The following is a 23,186-nucleotide window of genomic DNA, read 5'->3' as shown; positions in this document are numbered from 1 at the left end:
CTTATATTTAAAGTGTTAATATAAATAATTAATAAAAATAATTACAGTAAATGAAAAACAAAAATACAGCAATAGCAATAACACTACTAACGCTTCAATTAATTAATGCAGCTAATGCAACTAGCTATGTTACGAAATATAGTAATACACTTGATTACGATAAAACTCAGTTAGTGCAGCAAAGAGAGTACACAAATACTTCCTGTAATTCACCAATATCTACAATTGGCACTTTTGGGGTAAATGGCTGTATATTTATAACGCTTTATGACAACGTAAGAAAAGTTGGCGTAGTAGCGCACTGGGACGATGACACAAAACACGAAGATATCGAAATGCTGTTTAGAATTTTGGAAGAGAATGGTGGCGAAATCAGAAATACAATGGCACACCTTATAGGTGGTTGGAAGTCCAGGAAGTATTGGATGTCTGAACAAACAGGTAAGTTTCTCAAAAGCGAACTTAGCAAACGTAAAGTAAAATTAAATGATGCGAGACTTTTTGAAAAGCAACCCTATGAAGGATATGCGCGGATAAATCCCACAAGCGTTGAAGCTAACAAATATTACTTTCAAGCATTAGCCTTAAATACATGTGATGGGAGCATAGCGGTTCTGGAAGAACACCCTAGTAATACAGCAAAATCAAAAGGATTAAATTCCAGTCCGGAACAAGTACAGGAATACTTTAACAAAATGTATCAGTGTGCTATCGAAAATCAATACAATCCAGAGCCAGGATGCAATCTAAGCTATCGGGAAACAAAAGCTAAAAGAAGTCACGATGAACTATAAAGTAAGTGCGTAAACCCTACTGTTTCGCCTCAATCAGATTGTGCCGGCCCCCCTCAGGATTGTCTTGATGGGGGATCTACTCTGGTTGTTTTTCCTCGGAAACCTTTCAGATGTTCCGGCAATTTGCGATAGACTGGTTTGTTGAATATTTTAAGGACTGGGTATGATTCACATTGACTGGTAGTGCCTCGTGTATAGCAACAACCCCTTGGGTAAGTTTACGATAGGAAACATCTTTAAAGCCAGCTTCTTCTATTTCCTTTTTTAGATTTTTAGCAGACGGAAATATACTGATTGAATCTCCCAAATATTTATACGCAGAGCAATTACCTGTGGTGAAAAAGGCGAGCACCGGTAATACCATTCTCAGATAAAAATAATAAAAAGGTTTAAACCAGATATTTGGGCGCGAAAATTCGAGCACGAACAGTTTGCCGTGTTCTTTGTTTAAGACGCGCTGCATTTCGGCAAGGCCCTTTTTCCGGTCAATAACATTGCGTAAACCAAAAGCAATAGTAATGACATCCACGGAATTGTCTTCTATGGGCAAATGGGTACAGTCCCCAAAATTAAAGGAAACGGTAGATGCGGAATCCTTTTCCTTAGCAACAGCAAGCATATCATCACAGAAATCGTAACCTCGGACATCTGTCTCGCTCCCTAATTCATTTTTCAAAGCTAGGGCAACATCGCCGCTGCCGGTGGCTAAGTCTACAACTACTTTGGGTTGGCATGCTTTGACTTTTTTCACCAAGCATGCCCTCCAATAATAATCGATGCCAAAACTCAAGCAATGGTTGGCGCAATCGTAATTAGGAGCGATTGCGCTAAACATGTGCTGTATTTCTTCTCCTTGATTATTGCGCATCTTTATTTCCGCCTTCTTTGTTTTCTTTAAAGCTATCAACAACCCACAGAGATAATTCCTTATCCGGATTAGCGGCTACGGCTTGCGTGATCTTAAAGGTTGTACGGCCTGTGTTTCTGAAAATAATTTTTAGACCGTGCTCGAAGTCTTTAAACCGTTCCTCGCATAAGGCGATAATGGTTTTGTCTTCTTCCAATGATGCTTTGATAAGATACTTGATCGCCTTTTTATCAAACTCCAACTTTAAATTGTGCCGTAAGTAAAAGTTATTGGCAAAGCGCTTAACATCTTCCTCATACACGGCAGACTGCAAATGCTCATGCTCGGAGAGCAATTTGCTCAAGGAGTCTTTAGGATTCGTCACGGTATCAGATGTCACCTCAAAGGACTTAATCGCAGTTGACGGTAGCTCGAACTTGAAGTCACGAAAAACGGATTCCAGAACGGTTAACAAACCTCTGGCACCGGTTTTCTCTTCTGCAGCTCGCTTTGCGATCCCCTGAATGGCCTCTTTCGTGATTTGAAAATCTATGGAATAACCGCTAAAATCTGATTTATATTGCTTCAAAATAGACCCCTCGGATGATGTCAGAATACGAGCTAAATCTTCTTGATACAAAGGCTCACAGGCAACTCTAACCGGGATACGGCCAATAAACTCGGGCTCGAAACCAAATTTAATAAAGTCTGCTGTGCTTCCTTTTCGCAGGTAGTTATACGTTTCGTCTTCAGCGTGAGGCATGATGGTGCGATTTTTGAAGCCAATTCTAGTATCATCTAAGCGGTGTTTTACGAGATCAGACAGCTTATCAAAAGCACCACTTAGGATAAAGAGGATATGGCGCGTATTAATCGTGCGCTTCTTTTTCTTATCACCACGACGCCCCATGCTCATAAGCGCTTGCATCTGCGCCATCATATCCTGTGGGCTAAACAAGTTTACCTCGGTGTCTTCCATCAACTTAAGTAAGTTAATTTGCACACCCCTGCCAGAAACATCACGCCCGCCATTGGAAGAGTCTGCTGCAATTTTATCAATCTCATCGATATAAACGATACCATACTGCGCCAGATCAACATTACCATTGGCTGCTTTTACGAGATCGCGCACCAAGTCCTCAACATCGTTACCCACGTAGCCTGTTTCGGAGAATTTAGTAGCATCTGCTTTTACAAAAGGAACACCAATCAACTTCGCGATATTACGCATCAAATACGTTTTACCTACTCCTGTTGGCCCGATAAGCAGGATATTTTGTTTATTATACTCTTGTTCAATGAGTTCAGGATCTTCTAAGCATTGGCGCACGTGATTATAGTGATCACAAATAGCGACTGAAAGAACCTTTTTTGCCTCAGGTTGTTTGATGACAAATCGGTTTAGATAGTCTCTGATCTCCTTCGGTTTTAAATTAAATTCACGAATTTTTCTCAAAACTTCCTCGTCACTCTCGGGCGAACTAACGTTATTATGATTATCATCCATGGATTCCTCCTCCTCGTCAGAATCCCCAGCAGGAGCGAGTTTTATCCCCAGGTTAGTACTTTTTAATGCTTCTTGAAGCTGTTTTTGAAGTTCCTCGATAGGACTTAGTTCTTCTTCGTCTTTTTTGGCGATCATAGTTTTTTATTTGACTTAATGGTAATAATATACGGAAATACTCTGACTATAAATCAAAATCAGAAATAAGTCTACACGTTATGGCAGAAAAAGAAAATCTAACTAAAAGAGATATCATACTAAGCATATATAAAGACAACGATCTTCCGCAAAAACAAGTGAGGGAAATCGTTCAAAAAACACTCGATGTCATTGCAGAAGCCTTGACGAGTGGCCGTAATGTAGAGCTGCGCAACTTCGGTGTGTTTGAAGTACAACTGCGCAAAAAACGCATTGGACGTAACCCAAACAAACCAGAAGAAGATGTTGTCATTCCTGAACGCGCGGTTATTAAATTTAAAGCAGGTAAAGAACTGAAGAATCAGTTAACCCAAATGAACATACAGGAACTAAAAAACTAACCCTAGTTTAATTAGCGAATGGCTTTCAATACATTACCCGGTTTTAGAGAGTTTTACCCAGAAGAGTGCTCTGTGAGAGAGTACCTCTTCTCTACTTGGCGCCAGACTGCGAAAAGCTTCAATTTCCATGAGTTTGACGCACCTGTCTTGGAGCCATTAGAGCTCTTTACCGTAAAATCCGGTGATGAAATTGTAGGCCAGTTATTTAATTTTGAAGACAAGGGAGGACGCGCAATTGCGCTGAGACCCGAAATGACACCTTCGCTCGCTCGCCTTGTAGGCGCTAAAGCAAACAGCATGCGTAAACCGGTTAAATGGTTTAACGTGGGTGAACATTTCCGTTATGAACGCCCGCAAAAAGGTCGGTTACGCTCCTTTTATCAATTTAACGCGGATATTCTGGGTGAAGAGAGTACCATCGCAGATGCGGAAGCTATTACGTTGTTGATCCAAATCCTCAGTAACTTTGGTCTCACGGATAAGGAATTTTGTATTCGGTTAAGTGACCGTGATATATGGGTATACTATTTAATCGCTTGTGGGTTGAGTGATGAAGATGCCCATAGCGTTCTCACGATCATTGATAAAATGGAGCGTGAAGATGAGGACAAAGTACTTGAACAACTAAAAGGATTCTTTGGTGGTAAGGCCGCTGAGTTTCTCAAAAATATCAAGCAACTGGCACAATTGCGTAGCATTGTGGATATCGAGCATTTCTTTAATACAGTTTCTTTAGCAGAAGAGAAAGAAGCGATCCATGCTCGTATTGCTTCCTGGAGAGAACTCCTAGGGCAACTAGATGCCTTTGGCGTAAGCCGTTTTATACGGATAGACCTGAGTATTGTACGCGGACTTGCGTATTACACGGGCTTTGTCTTTGAAGCTTTTCAAACAGTAGGCCAGGGTAGAGCACTAGCCGGGGGAGGGCGATATGATAACCTTGTCAAAAAACTGGCTAACGTGGATATGCCGGCAGTGGGATTTGCCATGGGCGATGTCACGTTACTGGATCTCTTAAAGCAACAAGACCTTGTTCCCGCATGCCATGAAACGCCGGACGTTTTTGTTGTTATAGACAGTGAAGCTGAGCGAGACATTGCTTTTAAAGATATTTTAATGCTGCGTGCGCTTGGCATACGTGTTGATTTTAGTTATAAAAACCAAAATATAAGCAAACAGCTAAAACAAGCAAATCAACTAGAAGCGAAGTTGGCTTTGGTTTATGGGGCAACAGAGGTTGCGAGGAATGAAGTATTGCTAAAAGATTTAGATAAACGGACAGAAGAAAATATTAGCCGAGACGAGCTGATCGAAGCTGTGTCTAATAAATTAGCGCATTTAGTTTAAGTTTAATATCCTCAAAACTTCCCCATGAAATTACCGCTGTACCAAGTAGATGCCTTTGCTTCTCGGCTATTTGAAGGTAATCCTGCTGCCGTTTGCCCGCTTGAAGCATGGTTGAGTGACGAGCTGTTGCAATCGATCGCAACAGAAAACAACCTCTCTGAAACCGTTTTTTTTGTGCCGAATCAGGTGGGTTTTGATATTCGATGGTTTACGCCTAACGGAGAAGTAGGACTCTGCGGGCACGCAACACTAGCATGTGCGTTTGTTATTTTTAACCATATACAAACCGGCGCAGATCAGATCGTTTTCAATAGTTTAAGTGGGCAGTTGATTGTTAGAAAAGATGGTAATAAACTCGTCATGGATTTCCCCGCATTGCCCTTTGAGGCGATGCGGATGGATCCCAAGTATCTGAGGCTCATTAATATAGCCCCCAAGGCAATTTTTAAAAGTACTTTTGATCTTTTATTTATTTTAGAAAATGAGACTGAAGTTGAAAACGCTGAATTAGATCTTACGGCAATCAGCAAGCTGCCATACCGGGGTGTAATCATATCAGCCACAACAAATAAGTTTGGGGGCGATATTTACTCACGATGCTTTTACCCCAAACATAATGTTCCTGAGGATCCCGTTACGGGCTCAGCTCATTGCGTTTTAGCGCCATACTGGTGCAAGGAATTAGGCAAAATCAAAATACAAGCTACACAAGGATCTAAACGTAAGGGAAAGCTAGTATGTGAAATGGCTGGAGATAGAGTCCTGTTGTCCGGTGAATGCCAGCTGTATCTGCAAGGCGCGCTATTTTTGCCGAATAGGTAATTTCAAGAAGTCTTTTTACGCAAGGCTTTTAACTCATCGGCAATCCGTTTTCGATAGGCTTTTTGGCGAAGTGCGGCCATTTTTCGTTTATGAACAATGGATGCCTTTGGGCGACCAGGATGTGCTTTAAAAGTAATTTCCGGAGTCGTAAAAAGATTTTTGTTTTTAAATTCAGGAGGTGTGTCCCTCAAGAGCAAAAACCGAGCATCTTTAAAAGGATTTGAAAACCAAGGCTCTTCCAAAACAAGGTCATCACTTTGGGTCCATTCCGGGGGCGTTAAGGAGTTAATGCGGCAAAGATGAGCCGCATAAGCTGCCAGATAGGCATCACAAATGTTACCCTCGGGAAATAAATTGGCAAGACGTGGCGGGGGATCTTGAATGTGCTGTAACAATTCAGGTTTGGAAGACAATCGGCGCAACTCATGCACCCAGTCTTGAAAGTTGTAGCCAAAATCCTTTTCGCTTTCAGACCACAAGCTAACTTCTTTAGCTGCTTTAGGACGCTGCAGCGATTTATTATTTATGAAACTCTTATCTTTTGTAAGCATTGGTCAATGGGTTAGTTGTTAATTGCTTTTAAAATACCGCTCAAAACAATCCGAGTTTCCTCGGAAAGGGGCTCATCAACAAAATAGCGATCTATGTGTTCTTGGATTTGCTCGACAGATTGAATCTCCATCTTTTTCAATAAAAACGTAATATCTTCGTAATCACCAGCGTAACCCGGGAGCGGTTCCCTGCAGGCTCTACATTTCATGGCCAGCAAGTAACTAGCTGTAGGAACAGTGATTATTAAATTAGGGTGCTCAAGTTCTTTGACCTTCAGCAGTCTCATGTTACCTTTGGTTTCGGCCAGAAACATTCGGACCTCTTCATTCATCCAATTTTCATGTAGATCCAAATCATCTGCCACTTTTTGAATAAGTGGTGCTACGGAAGATTGATCCTTAAAAGCGGCATCAATATCCTTTGTGATATCCCGATTACTATTATTATAGGCCAACATCATAGCCGTTCCTCCATAAATGCCGATTTCCAAACAAATGCCTTCCATTTGAGCATACTCCGCCAAGAGCCTTAGTGCTCTAAAAATTAATTGCTTATCCATTTTTCTCATTACCATATAACCTAATATACCATAACGTTACGAAAAATTCAAGAAAAGGTGAGCATTTTCTTGGGATCAGATAATCCAAACGAACTAGACATAATACAAATTGTGCAATTAAAATAGGTCTTGGTGACGGCCTTTGGTTGTTGCAAATGATAGTATCATATGATACTATCAAGTTATGGTAAAGGAACCTCCCTATCGGATTACCTCTGTTATTTTGAAACAAGTTGAAGCTATTGGCAGAGAACTTGGCTTGCTTGAGTTTTCCGGTTTCAAACAAGGCCAGGTTCAATTAAGGCGGGAGAATAAAGTCAGGTCGATTCAATCAAGCTTAGCGATTGAAGGTAATACGCTGAGTATCGATGAGGTATTGACAATCTTTAATGGGCAAAAACCTGCCGGCCCCAAGAAAGATATTCTGGAGACTGAAAATGCTGTAACGGTTTATAAGGATCTGCTTATATGGGACGGCCTAAGTAAGGATTCCTTTCTAAAGGCTCATAATGGCTTGATGAATAATCTTGTTGCCGATGCGGGCACATGGCGCAAAAAAGGGGTTGCCGTCTATAAAGGAGACCAGGTTAGCCACATGGCTCCCCCAGCGCATCGAGTTGAGTCATTAATGGATAACCTTTTTGATTACCTTAAAGAGGATAACGGTCCCTGGCTTATCAAGGCCTGCGTTTTTCACTATGAATTGGAGTTCATACACCCTTTTAGTGATGGTAATGGAAGAATGGGAAGGTTATGGCAACAAATTTTGCTGATGCGAGATGAACCTCTCTTTGAATATGTGCCCGTAGAAAGCATTATTAAACGTTATCAGGCCGAGTACTATGAAACGTTAAGGGCGTGTGATGAAGCAGCAGACGCAACCCGCTTTATCGAGTTTTCTCTGGAAAAGATCCTGATTGCCTTAACTGAAATGCCAAAGCGCGTTTCGGCCAAGCTGGGCTACGAAGACCGTATTGCCAAAGCAAAAAAGCAATTTGGACAAAACAAATTTAGCCGCAAACAATACAACGATCTTTTCGAAATCTCCACCGCAACGGCCAGTAGAGATCTCAAAATGGGTGTTGACCATGGCATTCTGGATAAGGAAGGGAATAAATCCACATCACGCTATTGGTATCGGTAGGCGTAGGTATTTTAGGGGTGCCTTACTTCACCCAAAGGCCGCAGGAATTGGGCGGTAAGTGAAGTTTTCCAGCATGCCATAATAGGCTTCCCGTGTGGAGACCTTGGTCATTAAAGCGAGCGTGATCTGCTATTTGCGTATAGGTGGCTAGGTCTGTGCCGTCTATATCTAACCAAACCTCATCGGCGTGGGGATTGATTGCAAAAAACAGTTGGGTTTCGCCTAAGCTTTGATCTGAGTTTACGATGACTGCGCTAGCACTTTTTTCAGTTGCATGAAAAAATTGAAAATAGGTATCGAGGTTGGCTACATTACCAGGGCGCAATACCTTGCCTTTGTCTGATAAACGAAAACGTATCCAACGCCTGAAGTAATCATGGGTGTCGGCAAACTGTATTAGCCGGTGGAAATTAAGGGCATTAAGGTCTCCGCGTTGGTAAGTGTTATTTACGCCTTGTTTGGACTTTAAAAAATCTTGCCCTTCCGAAATCATCGGAATGCCGAGTGACATCATTAAGAAAGCTACCATAAGGTGTGTCCTGCGTTGATCGAGCATGGTTGGGTTCATGCCGTTATGATCAGCGTTTTGGGTTATGGAGTCTATCCAGCAACGGTCATCGTGAGATTCAGAGTAATTGACACTTTGTGAGGGGAAACGTGTTAAAAAATCCAAGGATCCTTTAATGAAATAGCGAAAGCCCTCGTGGTTGCCATCACCTTGCACATATTGCTTAAAATACTCACGAAAAGCACTATTCCAAAAAGCGAATCCCGTAGGCCTCAACATATGGGCAATGTGAGCGCGGAAGCTCCATGGCTCCGCTATTAAGATGGCAGATGGTTTTGCTTTTTTAAGCGCGGCTTCTATGTCTTTTAGTACATCTACGCCCAAGAGTTCTGCCAGATCAAAACGGAATCCATCGACACCATAGACTTCCATGAAATGGATAAGACTATCGATAATCAATCGTTTGGCCATGGGAGCACGCGCGCGTAGATCGTTCCCGCAGCCGCTGTAGTTGTACAAATCTCCCTTTTCCGTTGTCTCGAAATAGTATTGTTTGTCTATATAAAGCAAGTGGTTGGGGTCTCCAACATGGTTATATACAACGTCTAGAATCACTGCTATACCGCGATCATGAAATGCTTTAACAACGTTTTGAAATTCCTTTACCTGGGATGCTCTTCCAGGATGCTCTGCATAAGCGCTTGATGGTGAAAAGTAATTAACCGGCATGTAGCCCCAGTGGTATTCTTCTATCTTTGTATACTCAAATTCCTGTACGGGCTGAAACTCTACGGCGTTTACCCCAAGTTGTCTGATATAATTATCATCGGTGTGGATCCATTGGGATAAGCCGGTAAACCCAAGGCGTTCATCCTTTGTCAGCTCGATTCTGTCTTTCGCTAATAAATCCCGAACGTGGGCTTCTAAAATGATAAGATCATCCCAAGCTGGTGGCTGGTAGCTACTTTCTGGCTTGGGGTTTTTTTTGAAATCGACAATGATACCTGGACCACTGGCGCAGACAGTTGCTTTGGCGTAGGGATCAAGTATTTTAAAATTGCTGCTAAAATGAGAAAAGTCGTCTTTATTTAGGCCTGTAATCTGGTAATAATAATACCAGCCATCTAGATTGCCCTTATGTTTGTACTCCCAAGTACAATCATCGACCTTGACCATAGAACATGTCTGCTCATCCGGATATTCCAGGTCTTCATAAAAAATCACTTTAGCCATAATGGCCCTTGGGGCAAACAATCGAAAGACAGTTTCATTCTCTTCTACAATGGCACCTAAGGGCAAATCTGTTTTATAATTTAAGAGCCAAGGCGTGTAATCTATATGACATCTTTCCTTCTGGCAAACGAGCTCCATAGCCTTAGGGATGTCCTGCTTAAACGGAGCCTTAAAATAAAACATGTGATGGCCAGTGCGCATCGCCCGTAATTCATAATTGCGATTGTTGTCTTCTACCACTGCGTTAGGAGCGTCTACAGGGACCTCAAGCCAGTCTTTGGCATTGGTCACAAATTTAAAACGATGGACTTCTCCTACATCGTAGCACTCCTCCCATGGCAAAGTGAGCGCGTAACAAGAAAGCCCTTCGACTTCCTGTCTCTTAAGTTCCCACTTGGGGTTGTTAATCGCTTCATCCCACCCATTAAAACTACCAGATACATAGATACGCTCACCATTGATTTTCTGGCCGAGATGGGCGGACTTGGGTTCGAAGATAAACGTCAAATCTTCCCCTTCCCTAAAATAGCCCGAGCGCTGGGCGAATTCGATCAACGGGACGCGTGTTATCTCCTTCGCTTTCTGTTTGCCAGGGTATATGAGAAACTCCGGTAACGTATCGGGGGTAGTCCAGTCACGTGAAAGGACGGCTATCCCCTCTTCCGCATTTTGCCAATATGCTTTTAACATCTAAACATATTCTACAATAATAACGGTAAAAAGAAAAGCCTTGTTCTGTGATCCTCGTCTACCCCTTGTACTCAAGTACCAATCATTGCAAACTTGCGTTTAGAGGGTTACCTGATATGATCGATTCACATGGCCAAAAAAGACTCAGATTTCGTTCACTTGCATCTGCACACAGACTTTAGTCTGCTGGATGGCGCATGCCATATTGATCGTCTGTGTAAGCATTGTTGTGACTATAATATGAAAGCAGTCGCGATTACCGACCACGGTAATTTGTTTGGCTTAACTGAGTTCTTTCAAACGGCAAAAAAGCATGGTATAAAACCGTTATTAGGGTGTGAGGTCTACTTGGTCTATGACCATAAGATGACTGAAAAGCCTGAGCGTGGTCAGCACAAATACCACCATATGGGCTTGATCGCCAAGAACCTTAAAGGCTACCAAAACCTTATTCGGTTAGTATCCGATGCTCATACTAAAGGGCTATACTATAAGCCTCGTACGGATATGGAACAATTAGCCGCTCATGCGGAGGGGTTAATTGGATTTACGGGGTGTTTGCAGGGCGTTGTTCCGCAACACATCCTTAAGGGGGACATACCGGGTGCCAAGAAAGCATTGTCTACGTTTATAGACATTTTTGGGAGGGAAAACTATTTTGTAGAGCTGCAAGACCATGGCATCAGTGAGCAACAGCAGGTAAATAAGCATCTTATACCGTTAGCAGAAGAATTTGGGTTAAAGCTGGTCTGTACAAACGATGTACACTATGTTGGCAAAAATGACTGGGCTCCCCACGATTCACTTCTGTGTATTCAAACCGGCTCCAAGATTGCGGATGAAAAGCGGTTGCGCTATACTTCCCACCAATTCTATTTGAAATCTCGCCAGGAAATGGAGCTTATTTTTGGTGAGATTCCTCACGCACTCACGAATACCTGCGAAGTCGCCGAAATGTGTGATTTGGAAATCCCATTTGGCAATAATTTGTACCCCGTATACAAAGCTCCTGAAGAAATTTACTCTGTCCACACAACGAATATTGAGTACTTAAAGTTCCTGTGTGTACAAGGGCTGAAAGAGCGTTACGGCGTGAATTATCACGACCCTGATAACGCTGATGATCCGGAACTGGCTAAAACACTTGCGGAAAGAATTGATTATGAGCTTTCGATTATTGAGAAGGCAGGCTTTATTGACTACTTCTTGATCGTATGGGACTTTATCCGATGGGCTCGTGAGCAGACAATTCCTGTTGGCCCGGGTAGAGGATCCGGTGCAGGCTGCTTAACGGCCTATGTGCTTAAGATTACGGACATCGATCCTATTCGATTTAAACTTCTTTTCGAACGTTTCTTGAATCCAGAACGCGTTTCACCTCCAGACTTCGATATAGACTTCTGTATGCGGCGTCGTGGAGAGGTAATTGAGTACGTGCGCCAAAAGTATGGTAGTGAGTGCGTGGCTAATATTATTACGTTCGGTACCTTTGGCGCCAAAATGATCGTGCGTGATTTGGCTCGCGTAAACGATATACCGTATGCTGAAGCAGATCGTATTGCCAAGATGGTTCCGGATGATATTGGTATTACGCTGGATGCGGCTTTAGAAAAGAGTACCGATCTTAAATACGAAGTTGATCATAACCCCGTTGCAGCTAAGATTATTCAAGAAGGTCGTATTATTGAGGGTATGGTGCGTAACACCGGAACGCACGCCGCGGGAGTCATTATCTCAGATAGACCGTTACGCGAACTTGTCCCCGTAACACTTCAGGACGGTATTTTAACCACACAGTACCCAAAGGATCCTGTTGAGAAAATTGGTCTCCTAAAAATGGACTTTCTGGGACTGAAGACCCTCACCATCATTGCCGATGCCCAGGATAACATTCGCCGTACGCGTAATAATCCTCAATTTAATATCGACAAAGTCCCCTTTGAGGACGATAAGACATTTCAACTTCTCAATGATGCCAAGACCGTTGGGGTCTTCCAGCTTGAGTCCGGTGGCATGCAATCGCTCTGCCGTCAGTTTAACATTTCTAATATTGATGAGATCGTAGCATTGATTGCACTCTATCGCCCAGGCCCGATGGATTGGATACCCGATTATGTTAAAGGCAAAAAGGATCCCAGTACGATTAAGTACCCCCACCCGCTTTTAGAAGAAATTTGTAAAGAAACCTACGGGGTGATGGTCTACCAGGAACAAGTTATGGAAGCTGCCCGTGTGATTGCCGGCTATAGTCTGGGCGCAGCTGATATTCTTCGTCGCGCAATGGGTAAAAAGAAGATAGAAGAAATGGCGGAACAGCGAGCCGTCTTCATAGAGGGAGCCAAGAAGCATAACAATATAGAATCTAAAAAAGCGGAAGAGCTCTTTGATATTTTAGAAAAGTTTGCGGGTTATGGTTTTAATAAGTCTCACTCCGCTGCCTATGCTATTCTTGCGTTCCAAACGGGTTATCTAAAAGCTAACTACCCCGTTGAGTTCATGGCTGCGGCGCTTTCTTCGGAATTGGGCAATGCGGACAAAGTAAGACATTTCATCGGGGAATGCTCTGTTCTAAACATTCCCGTACTCAGCCCGGATGTTAATGAATCCAGAGACAAATTTACACCGATCATCTATGATGAGAGCGGTTCCGGCGCTATTCGCTTTGGACTATCCGCGATCAAAGGCGTGGGTGATTCCGCAGCGCTTAAGATTCTTTGTGAACGCGATAAAAGTGGTCCATTTAAGGACTTTATGGATTTCGCCGTCCGCGTAGACTCTCGAGCTGTTAATCGACGTGTATTGGAATGCTTGATACGCTCCGGCGCCTTTGACTCTTTTGGCAAGGATCGCCAACATCTATTTGACTCTATTGATGCAATCATGAGCGAAGTCTCAGCTGTCCAAAAAGACAAAGCCTGCGGGCAAACGTCATTATTTGATTTAATGGATAATTCACTGAATGAATCCAACGCTCCAAGTGCCTGCGTGAATGAAAACGGCCCTACTATGCCCTTGCGTGAAAAACTACAGCACGAAAAGGAACTCCTTGGGTTCTATTTATCCGGCCACCCGATGAATGAATATGCCGGCTTTGATACTGCCATCAACACCTTTCGAGAAGATGAAATAGAACAGCTGCAAAACAACGAAACTTTCCGCGTCTGTGGCATCGTTGATAACATTAATAAACGCATTTCTAAAAAGGATAACCGAGCCTGGGCCTTTTTCAATTTGACTACCCGCAATTCCAGCATACAGCTAAATTTATTTCCAGATGCGTATATGAAGTTTCAGCATCATGTGGTAGAAGGGAACATCATTGTTGTTAGTGGCACGATTCGCAGGGCAGCAGATAATGATGAAGTGCGCTTTAATGTAGCCGATATCGATACCCTGGAGCGCAGGCTACCATCGTTGATCGAATCCGTCACGATTGTCCTGGATGTTAAAACCGATATTAATGATTTCCTAAAGGCTTTCAGTGATTACCTGCATGCGCATGATGGTTTTACAAAAGTACGCCTTCTGTTAAAAACATCCAATAGCGAAGGCATTTTAACAGACATAGCTGCTTCATTAACGTGTAATTTTAATCCTAAGACATTCCGTGAGTTCTTAAAGATGAATTCAAAGGGGGTTCTAGGTTTTAAATTAGATGTCCCGCCTCCCCCAAAAGTGGAGCGCCGGTACCCTATGCGGGCTAAAGCATAGCTTTGTATTTGTATTTTCATACAATTCCTGTACAATAGTACTTTAATCAATTAACTTCAAACAACTTATGAGTTACAATTTTGGAAATCCTTTAGTTCATTCTTTAGAAAAACAACAAAGTAGAATTGCTGGAAACGCAACCGTGAGCATTAACGGCGTGGTTGCCCGCACGTTTAATGTTTTTGCCGTTCTAGGCCTAGCATTCTCATTGACATGGATATACGCCCAACAGCTAACATCCCCGATGCTGTGGTTTGGCGCCTTTGCAGTGGCTATGGGCTTTGGGCTATTTATCGCTTTTAAACAAAGCTGTAACCCGGCTCTCATATACGGTTACGCAATCGCCGAAGGGGTTATACTCTCTCTGATCAGCCAGTATTTTGAAGCTCGGTACCCGGGGATTATTTTCCAGGCCGTTCTAGGTGTCGCTGGCTGTTTTCTTGCAGTTCTCTTTCTGTATAAGACTAAGATCATTCAGCCGACAAAGAACTTTATGGCGTTTCTTTCCATCGGAGTTGTAGGAATCGCCTTTGCCTATATGGTGAGCATTTTTGGCTCCTTCTTTGGTTGGAGAATGCCGATTCTTCATGACTCTTCACCTGCAGGCATATTGGTCAGCATTGTGATTGTGGTGATCGCCAGCTTAACCCTCGTAGTGGACTTTAAGGCCATTAACGATGCTAGCGGTAAACTCGATCGTAAATACGAATGGTTCTTTGCTTTCTCATTAATGGTGTCCCTCGTATGGATGTATGTTGAAATCCTTCGTCTGTTGGCTAAACTCCGCGACTAAGCTGGACAGTATTTGAAATAAGCATTTTCAAGAGGGCTATTATGGCCCTCTTTTTTTTATGGCAAGTACTTGGCCGTTTGGCTTTCTTTGCACTTCTTTAAACCAGCGAGCACGCCTTGATAAAGGATTGTGCCACCGGCATCTCCACCCTCCGGACCAACTTCTACAACATAGTCTGCTTCTGCAATAATATCCAAATGGTGCTCGATGACAACGACCGTATGGCCTTGGTCCACAAGATCGTGCAGCAAGTGGATCAATCTCTCACAGTCACTTAAGTGCAAACCGATCGTGGGCTCCTCTAATATATAAAGATTCTTAGGTGAAATGCCCCGCGTACGTTCCTTAAAAGTCGGAAGACCCTTAGCGAGTTCACTGACTAACTTAAGCCGCTGAGCTTCACCCCCAGAAAGACTTGGTGAACTTTGGCCCAGTGTTAGATAGCCTAAGCCTGTATCGATCATCAGCTGCAAGATTGCTTTTAGACGGGAATGAAATTCGAAGAATGGAACGGCTTCTTCAAAACTGAGATTTAAAATATCACTGATATTCTTACCCTTCCAACGAACCTCGCGAAGCTCCGGGCTATAGCGCGTACCGTTGCAATCCTCGCAGGTAACATAGGTATCCGGTAAAAAATTCATTTCTAGTTTGATTCTACCGGCGCCACCACAGGTTTCACAGCGACCTTTCTCTGTATTGAAGGAAAAAACACTGGCATCATAACCATGCATTTTAGCCTCAGGGAGAGACGTAAAGTAGTCCCGAATAATATCAAACGCGCCAATATAAGTAGCCGGTGTCGAACGCGGGGTTTTACCAATCGGTTCTTGGTCCACTTCAACGACGTTTTTAAAAACGTTGGCATTGAGTAATTCCGCAAACGGCAGCTCTGTGCCGTCTTTTGGGAAATAATCTTTTTTGACCAAATCTTCCCCCGTAACCGTCTGGAGCTTTTGCTCAATGGCGTAAGCAACACAGGGCTTGAGTAAGTCTCGTACTAAAGTCGACTTACCAGCTCCGGAAATACCACAGACAACGGTAAGCTTGCCTAGCGGGATGTGGAGATCTTGCCCTTTTAAATTACGCAGATGACATTTCTTAAGCACCATCCAGTCCGGATCAGCTTCATCATTTGCTTTTTTCTTAGGATTCCATTTAGCGGGAAGCTTTCGGTAGCTCCCACGAGTCGGGTGCGAGATTCCCTTTTTAAGATATTGGCCCGTGATAGAATTTTTGTTCTTAACAATTTCTTTAATAGTGGCATTGGCAAGAAGATGACCGCCATGAACACCTGCACCTGGCCCTAGGTCTATAATATGGTCTGCCTGGCGCATCATCTCATCATCATGCTCTACAACCAAGAGTGTGTTACCCTTATCACGAAGAACTTTGAGTGAATCGATGAGGCGCTGGTTATCCCTCGCATGCAAGCCGATAGATGGCTCATCCAGGACGTATAAAACCCCGGACAAATTAGAGCTCAGTTGTGCCGCAAGCCGGATACGCTGAGCTTCACCACCGGAAAGCGTGGCGCTAGAGCGATTAAGCGTGAGGTAATTCAGGCCCACTTGATCCATAAACCTGAGGCGTTCCCTAATCTGAGGAATAATGTCGCGTACAATCTGCTGGCCGCGTTTATCGAGCGACATGTTTTGAACAGTTTCTATGACCTCACCAGGTGGCATGCGCAAAATATCAGGGAGGGAAAGCGCTTTTTCGCCTTCAGTTCCAGATTTATCGCCCTTCACATAAATTTTAACCGCACAGCTAGTAGGATTCAGACGATCACCATGACAATCGGGACAAAGCTCACTGATCTCTTTTGCTTTGGATCGCCCTGGGCCCTTGCGTTCTTCGTAAAGATAGCCCTGCCCATTACATTTTTCACACCATCCTTTAGGAGAATTCCAGGAAAAGTGTTTGGGATCCAGCTCAGGGTAGGACTCTCCGGTAACCGGGTCTGTACGTTGATTTGAATAACCGGTAAGTACCGTACCATCGAGATTTCTCAAGAAACAACTCCCTCTTCCTAATTGAAGTGCCATATCAAGGAGCTCTCGGCGTTTGACCTTGGTCAGCTTACCGCCAGCTTTCCCTAAATCGACCACAACGATATCAATGTCATGCTCCTTGTAGCGGTCCAATTTTTCAAAATGGTTTACATTGACCCATTTTTTATCAATATACATCAACTGATAACCCTGATTTTGCGCCCAAGTGGCAAGCGGCTGGTGGTGCCCCTTGCGAGATTTCACCAACGGAGCACATAGGTACAAATGTTTCGCATCGCGTTTACTAGGAAGTTTTATATAACGCTCAAAGAGATCGAATATTTCATCATTTGAAAGGGCTATAACGGGGGCGCCACTGTGCAAGCTGTGCTGTATACCAATTTTGGCATACAGGAGCCGCAGGTACTGGGCAACTTCTGTGATCGTAGCCACGGTAGACTTTCTACTACCTCGGGTAACGCGTTGCTCGATGGCTACTGTTGGCGGTATGCCAGTGAGTTTATCGATGTCCGGTTTCGGCATTTGCTCAATGAACTGGCGAGCATAAGCGGAGATAGACTCCATAAAGCGCCGCTGGCCTTCTGCAAAAATAATATCAAATGCAAGCGAAGATTTCCCAGAACCGGAAACGCCTGTGAGTACCGTGAGCGCGCGGTGTGGAATCTTTAAAGAAATATTTTTTAAGTTATGTTCACGTGCGCCAATAATTTCCAATTCCCGTTGCGGGTGAGCAAAGTACTGTACTTCTGGCTCAGCAGCCGTGAGGTAGAGTTCCTCTGGTTGCTCCTCGTATTTAAATTCAATGACGTCTGCTTTGCCGCCTTTTGATTTGGATTTCGGCAAGACTTCGCGTAGAAAACGAGCCGTAGCCGTATTTTTAGTAGCAATTTCTTCAGGCGTACCTTCAGCAACAATCTTTCCTCCTTGGTCACCGGCATCGGGGCCCATTTCTATGATCCAATCCGCGGATTTAATAACGTCCATTTGATGCTCGATCACAACCAAGCTATTGCCCTGGCTAACCAATTGTTGAAGCACATCAAGAAGCTTGCGCACATCATCACGGTGCAGACCGGTTGTAGGCTCATCGAGCAAGAAGAGTTTAGTATCCTCTATTTCACTGAAGCGGGATAGGTATTTTACCAACTTAAGTCGTTGGGATTCACCTCCTGATAATGTATTCAAGGGCTGGCCAAGCGTTAGATAACCCAGTCCAACTGCCTTAAGCGTTTTTAGGCGATTGATGATTTTAGTTTTATTAGCAAAGAAACGGATGGCCTCATCGACATCCATGTTGAGAACATCTGCGATTGATTTCCAGTTCCACGTAACCTCAAGCACTTCCGGTTTAAAGCGTTTACCCTCACAAACAGGGCACTGCACGTATACATCAGAAAGAAACTGCATGTCCTCTTTTTGATAACCGAGACCCTGGCAATGATCACAACGCCCTTGGCCAGCATTAAAGGAAAAATGAGAAGCGGTTAAGTCCGCTCTATAAGCAGCTTGGGAAGTGGCAAATAGTTCTCTAATATGATCCCATGCCTCGCAATATAATGCAGGGTTCGAGCGTGGTGTTTTACTAATAGGAGATTGATCAACGAGCACAATTTCACCAATAGAAAGATCCGATGTCAGTTCTTTAACATTAGCAGCCTCTTCATCTGATGCGCCCTGCTGCTCCATTAAAGATTTATATATAATATTATTAACTAAGGTAGACTTACCGGAACCCGATACCCCGCAAACGCAAACAAAACGCTCAAGCGGAAGCGAAAAAGAAAGGTTTTCAATATTATGTTTATGAGCCTCATCAAAATGCACGGCGTAATTATCTGGCTCGCCCGGAGCCCACGGGCGCCGGTGCAGCGGTAAATCAATATCCTTTTTACCGTTTAAGTAGGCGCCGGTGAGGCTCTGTTTACTGGCCAGAATTTGCTTAACCGTACCACTGAAGACCACTTCCCCACCCTTACTACCAGGCTCCGGGCCCATTTCTATGATATGGTCTGCCGCGCGCATAACGGCCTCATCGTGCTCGACAACGACTACAGTATTACCTAAATCGGTAAGCTGACGGAGAATTCTCACCAGGCGATCAATATCGCGTGCGTGTAGTCCGACCGAAGGTTCATCGAGGACAAACAAGGTTTCTACGAGAGAGGTTCCCAAACAAGTCGTCAAATTAACCCGCTCTACCTCACCACCCGAAAGCGTTCTGGATTGCCTGCTAAGCGTAAGGTAGCCAAGGCCAACTTGTTCCAAATAATTCAGGCGCGACAATATAGCGTTTGCCGCAAGATCTACGGGGTGGTTACCCGTTTGCTTGTGTTGTTTACGTAATAAAGCGTTGAGTGAGCGGATGGAAAGATCATATAAGTCTGGAAGCGTATAGCCCTGCCATTTCCAGCAAAGAGCTTGTGGGCGAAGGCGTTTTCCATGGCACTTATCACAGGTTACATAAGAACGGTATTTGGCTAAAATAAAGCGCATATGCTGCTTGTACTTTTTGCTTTCTACCCAATCAAAGAAACCCTTTATGCCATACCAAAGATTTTGCTTAGCAGTGCCGCGTTCCCCGTAGTGAGGATCCCCATCAATCACATAACGGATATCTTCCTCTGGCATTTCACTCCAGGGAATACTTAACTTGATGCCTTTTTTTCCCGCTGCGTGTTTAAGCTCTTCCAGACATTTGCTCATCACTTCGCCATGGAAGCATTTAATCGCTCCTTCCTTAATAGATAGAGACTTGTCCGGTATAATGAGGTTGTAATCCATTTCAACCGTTTTACCAAACCCTCGGCATTTATCACACGCGCCAATAGGGGAATTAAACGAGAAAAGCGCCGGCGTAGGAGCTCTAAAACGTCTGCCAGTCTTAGGCGAGTGAAGTCCTTCAGAAAAGTGTCCTAATTCCTCTCCTTTAATCGTATGAATAAACAATTCGCCATCACCGTAATGTATAGCGGTGGAAGCAGCTTCCATAAAGCGCCGCTCATTTTCCTTAACCAAAGTCGTGCGATCCTGAACGACCATGAGCAGATTGCCCTTCAAATCTTTTTCCTTTAAATCCTCGAGCCGAATAATCTCATGATTAACAATACAACGCACATAGCCCTGTGCCTTGACGGGCTCCAGGATCTCTTCCCAGGATAAATTGTCTGGCTTTACTATACGGAAAGAGAGTAATACATCCCCCTTTGGCCAAGCGGCTGATGCCTTTCTCCAAATGGACTGTGGATTATCATCTTCAATCTTCTCCCCCGTTTCCGGGTCAAAGAGGCCAGCCACCTTGCAAAACCAAACTTTAAAGAAGTCCGTAAGCTCAGTCATCGTACCGACTGTAGAGCGAGAGGTTTTGACTGTATTGGTTTGCTCAATCGCAATAGAGGGGCGTATATTTTCAATAGAATCTACCGCCGGGCGATCCAATGTTTCCAAGAACTGCCTCACATAAGGGCTAAACGTTTCAATATAACGACGCTGTCCCTCAGCATGAAGTGTGTCAAAAACAAGTGAAGATTTGCCCGTACCGCTTAACCCCGTAACCACGATGAGTTTGCCCAAGGGTAATTCGAGGTCAAACCCCTTCAGGTTATTTTGACGGACATTGAAAAGTTTAATATATTCCTGATCGCTCTTTGCCATAGCTTGAACTCTTTATTATAGAGGTTATGAAAACTGCTGGGCAAGTTAATATCGAAGAATCTGGCATTGTTGAGGCAAATTGATACTTGAAGCGCGATTTTCAGCATTGCTTGATATATTAAAATTGATAAATAATCATATCAAAGTTAAACGAATTCACTTCCAACGTAATTAAAAATAACCAAACTAAAAATAGTCATGTGCACAAATAAAATCATTTCTCATTGCATCAATTGTTGCGGCCAAGTTTTCTTTCCAAGTGAGGGCAGATATGACCACTCGGAAATAAATGAGTGCCTAGAGATAGAATTCACAACTACAGGTAGTAGTAGTAACCACTACAGTAAAGGTCAAAACAACCAAACTGTTCCCTCAAAGCCACTGGAAAAATACATCATCACAAATGGACTTAACCACATATTCCACATCCCAAAGCAAACTTTAGCAATACAACTTACTCCTACAAAAACAATAAACTCGTATACCAATGGGCTTGAGATAGATGTTCGCCCCGTTGACCTTATGGGCATAACCGGGGAGCTTCCGGACTATATTGAAAAGTGCTACAAAACCCAGTACTTCACAAAAGAAGAGATATATACTCTGTTATGTACGAGTAATAACGACTGCTTTTATTCAGAAAAACCGTTTCACTTTCTCTTTTACAGCAAAAACAACGGCCAAAAAAAATGTAAGCAGTTAATAATGAATCTGAAAGAAATAAAATTCAATAATGAGGAGATAAAGGATATAATCGGCACGTCCTATAAATACACCGATAATTGCAATTATTGCGCTGACTTGAAAGTATTTTTACAAAACAACAATTTCAATGAATACGTCAACGACAGTGATTTCAATACCCTTTTTGATCGATCAAAATGCTGATTATTGAAATAATCATAGATTATTTATTCGTATCTGAGGCAAACAAGGCCCTTGTCAAAAGGAAAAGATAGGAAACTTCTAGTAAAGAATCGGTTGCTTCTTTGCTAGAAAATACGCAATCTCAGGAAGAATAGCTTTATCTAAAGGGAATTCCTATAAGTACAGAGGCTAAGCCCGCTACTTTTTGACTTAAGAGGAGGGTTGGTTAGATGCCTATATGGGCTATTGCGTATGCGTACTTTTTGCAATTTGATTATACTTCAATTTACAACTCACTTACAGCTAATAACATCTATGTATTTAACTATTTTTAATTGACATCAGTAGTTAAAAAGGTACAATCAACGCAATTACCATAATAAACTAATAATATAAGAATATGAAAATAAACAAAAACTATAACACTTTGCACAACTACGCAAAAGACAACCTCGTATGCTTCAACAGAAAAATTACAAAAAATGAAGTAACGCAGTTTTGGCATGTAGGCACAATAAACGGCATTAAAAGAGAGTACCTTTCTGCGTATAATCTAGCGTTAGCTGATAAAGTAATATCTTTGCGTTCATTTACATCCATGAATGACATTTCAGAGAAAGAGGTTTATGACATTTTATTCCCTAGTAGTCTCTACGATATTTCTGATGAAAAGCTCAAAAAACCCGAACTAGACAAGAGTTTTTATAAAAATAACAAATCTACAAAATTTGAGGAGGCCTTCGAACTAAAGTCCGATGATCTCATTAAGTTCGCAGATGGGTTAACCGAGGATGATATTAATAACTGTTGGAGTGAAGATGAAAATGAATACATTCCTGATGACAGTATCGCCGGTAGAGTATTGATCCTTAAGCAATTTGCGTTTATTCATGAAGAGACAAAACAAGATATCCTTAACAAGTTATTTCCAAAGCTGGATGATGTTGTTGAAAACTATAACCATCTCTATGTGAATTATTATAAAGAGGAGGAAAACGATTCAAATTTCAACCACTTATACAAAAATCAGAATAACGATCTAGAGATTGAAAAATCTGAAGAAAACATAATACCTGAGCTTCAAAAGATTCAGCTTAACGAGAACGAAAAGGTTTTAGAGAAATACTTAGACCTTAAAGAATCTAAAGAAAATACCAACATAGTCCTCGATAAACCCATCATTAAAATCGATTTTCGTGATTTATTAAAAAAAGAATACCCGCATTTTTTCCCTCAAGAAAAAGAAGAAATTACTATCGTTAATGAGGAAATAAAAAAGGACGCGTCAGAGGAGAATATAATTCTCAAAAACGATTCTAACGTTATCGAAAGCAAGCTTGAAGAAGAAAATGTTGGCAATGAAATCGTTGAAGCAAAGCCCAAGCGAAAAGTTGAAGACAAAACAGACCAAAAGGAATCTTCCGGTTTCTTTTCATCATTCTGGGGAGCTATGCAAGATTTTGGCAATTCATTTGGACCTTACAATTTAAACGATGATGATAAGGATTTATAGGATGCCTTCTCGGGGGGTTGCTACTTTAGGATAGACATAGCCGCACGTTTATTAAACAAGAGAGTCAGGGAGGCATTTAGCATGGCCCATGACTTAG

The 23,186-nt window shown here is 42.7% G+C and carries 15 protein-coding genes; 9 read left to right on the top strand and 6 right to left on the bottom strand.

Features of this window, described 5'->3' with window-relative positions; all coding sequences use genetic code 11:
• Positions 1-50 precede the first annotated feature (50 nt).
• Positions 51-794, top strand: coding sequence for a hypothetical protein (locus AUJ82_04085; GenBank protein OIO59981.1), 744 nt, complete (start codon positions 51-53; stop codon positions 792-794).
• A gap of 106 nt (positions 795-900) precedes the next feature.
• Here the strand turns inward: AUJ82_04085 and AUJ82_04080 are convergent, their stop codons facing one another.
• The gene (locus AUJ82_04080) at positions 901-1,662 is read right to left on the bottom strand and encodes a bifunctional demethylmenaquinone methyltransferase/2-methoxy-6-polyprenyl-1,4-benzoquinol methylase (GenBank protein OIO59980.1); all 762 of its coding nucleotides are present in this window, start codon (positions 1,660-1,662) and stop codon (positions 901-903) included.
• The gene (locus AUJ82_04075) at positions 1,652-3,283 is read right to left on the bottom strand and encodes an ATP-dependent protease (GenBank protein OIO59979.1); all 1,632 of its coding nucleotides are present in this window, start codon (positions 3,281-3,283) and stop codon (positions 1,652-1,654) included. Before AUJ82_04075 ends, AUJ82_04080 begins: the two co-directional genes overlap by 11 nt.
• An 80-nt stretch (positions 3,284-3,363) precedes the next feature.
• Here AUJ82_04075 and AUJ82_04070 point away from each other — a divergent pair, with 80 nt between their 5' ends.
• Genes AUJ82_04070 through AUJ82_04060 form a run of 3 tightly spaced genes read left to right on the top strand, consistent with a single transcriptional unit; the run spans position 3,364 to position 5,853 of the window.
• Positions 3,364-3,684 carry an integration host factor subunit beta gene (locus AUJ82_04070; GenBank protein ID OIO59978.1) on the top strand — a complete coding sequence of 107 codons (321 nt, stop codon included), beginning with the start codon at positions 3,364-3,366 and terminating at the stop codon, positions 3,682-3,684.
• An 18-nt stretch (positions 3,685-3,702) separates the two neighbouring features.
• Positions 3,703-5,031, top strand: a complete 1,329-nt coding sequence (locus AUJ82_04065; protein OIO59977.1) for a histidine--tRNA ligase — start codon at positions 3,703-3,705, stop codon at positions 5,029-5,031.
• A 24-nt stretch (positions 5,032-5,055) separates the two neighbouring features.
• On the top strand, positions 5,056-5,853 hold the full coding sequence (locus tag AUJ82_04060) for an isomerase (GenBank protein ID OIO59976.1): 798 nt from the start codon (positions 5,056-5,058) through the stop codon (positions 5,851-5,853).
• Between the two features lie 2 nt (positions 5,854-5,855).
• Here AUJ82_04060 and AUJ82_04055 read toward each other — a convergent pair whose 3' ends face one another.
• Positions 5,856-6,404, bottom strand: a complete 549-nt coding sequence (locus tag AUJ82_04055) for a hypothetical protein (GenBank protein ID OIO59975.1) — start codon at positions 6,402-6,404, stop codon at positions 5,856-5,858.
• Between the two features lie 11 nt (positions 6,405-6,415).
• On the bottom strand, positions 6,416-6,964 hold the full coding sequence (locus tag AUJ82_04050) for a hypothetical protein (GenBank protein ID OIO59974.1): 549 nt from the start codon (positions 6,962-6,964) through the stop codon (positions 6,416-6,418).
• A gap of 184 nt (positions 6,965-7,148) precedes the next feature.
• On the opposite strand from AUJ82_04050, the gene AUJ82_04045 reads away from it, so the two are divergent.
• On the top strand, positions 7,149-8,108 hold the full coding sequence (locus tag AUJ82_04045) for a hypothetical protein (GenBank protein OIO59973.1): 960 nt from the start codon (positions 7,149-7,151) through the stop codon (positions 8,106-8,108).
• A gap of 22 nt (positions 8,109-8,130) precedes the next feature.
• On the opposite strand, the gene AUJ82_04040 is transcribed toward AUJ82_04045, so the two are convergent.
• Positions 8,131-10,539: a hypothetical protein gene (locus AUJ82_04040; protein ID OIO59972.1), complete on the bottom strand. Its 2,409-nt coding sequence runs from the start codon at positions 10,537-10,539 to the stop codon at positions 8,131-8,133.
• Positions 10,540-10,668: 129 nt separating this feature from the next.
• Here AUJ82_04040 and AUJ82_04035 point away from each other — a divergent pair, with 129 nt between their 5' ends.
• A complete protein-coding gene (locus AUJ82_04035) occupies positions 10,669-14,250 on the top strand; it encodes a DNA polymerase III subunit alpha (GenBank protein OIO59971.1) in 3,582 nt (1,193 codons plus the stop codon).
• A 67-nt stretch (positions 14,251-14,317) separates the two neighbouring features.
• Positions 14,318-15,043: a hypothetical protein gene (locus AUJ82_04030; GenBank protein ID OIO59970.1), complete on the top strand. Its 726-nt coding sequence runs from the start codon at positions 14,318-14,320 to the stop codon at positions 15,041-15,043.
• Between the two features lie 56 nt (positions 15,044-15,099).
• Here AUJ82_04030 and AUJ82_04025 read toward each other — a convergent pair whose 3' ends face one another.
• A complete protein-coding gene (locus tag AUJ82_04025) occupies positions 15,100-20,709 on the bottom strand; it encodes an excinuclease ABC subunit A (protein ID OIO59969.1) in 5,610 nt (1,869 codons plus the stop codon).
• 198 nt (positions 20,710-20,907) lie between these two features.
• Between AUJ82_04025 and AUJ82_04020 the strand changes: the two genes are divergently transcribed.
• Together AUJ82_04020 and AUJ82_04015 are read left to right on the top strand one after the other, a co-directional pair.
• Positions 20,908-21,597, top strand: coding sequence for a hypothetical protein (locus AUJ82_04020; protein ID OIO59968.1), 690 nt, complete (start codon positions 20,908-20,910; stop codon positions 21,595-21,597).
• A gap of 379 nt (positions 21,598-21,976) precedes the next feature.
• A complete protein-coding gene (locus AUJ82_04015; GenBank protein OIO59967.1) occupies positions 21,977-23,089 on the top strand; it encodes a hypothetical protein in 1,113 nt (370 codons plus the stop codon).
• Positions 23,090-23,186: the final 97 nt, after the last annotated feature.

The organism is Verrucomicrobia bacterium CG1_02_43_26 (assembly GCA_001872735.1).
Taxonomy (GTDB): domain Bacteria; phylum Verrucomicrobiota; class Verrucomicrobiia; order Opitutales; family CG1-02-43-26; genus CG1-02-43-26.
The sequence above is the reverse complement of the archived record's forward strand: the minus strand, read 5'-3'. Positions and strand labels throughout refer to the sequence as shown.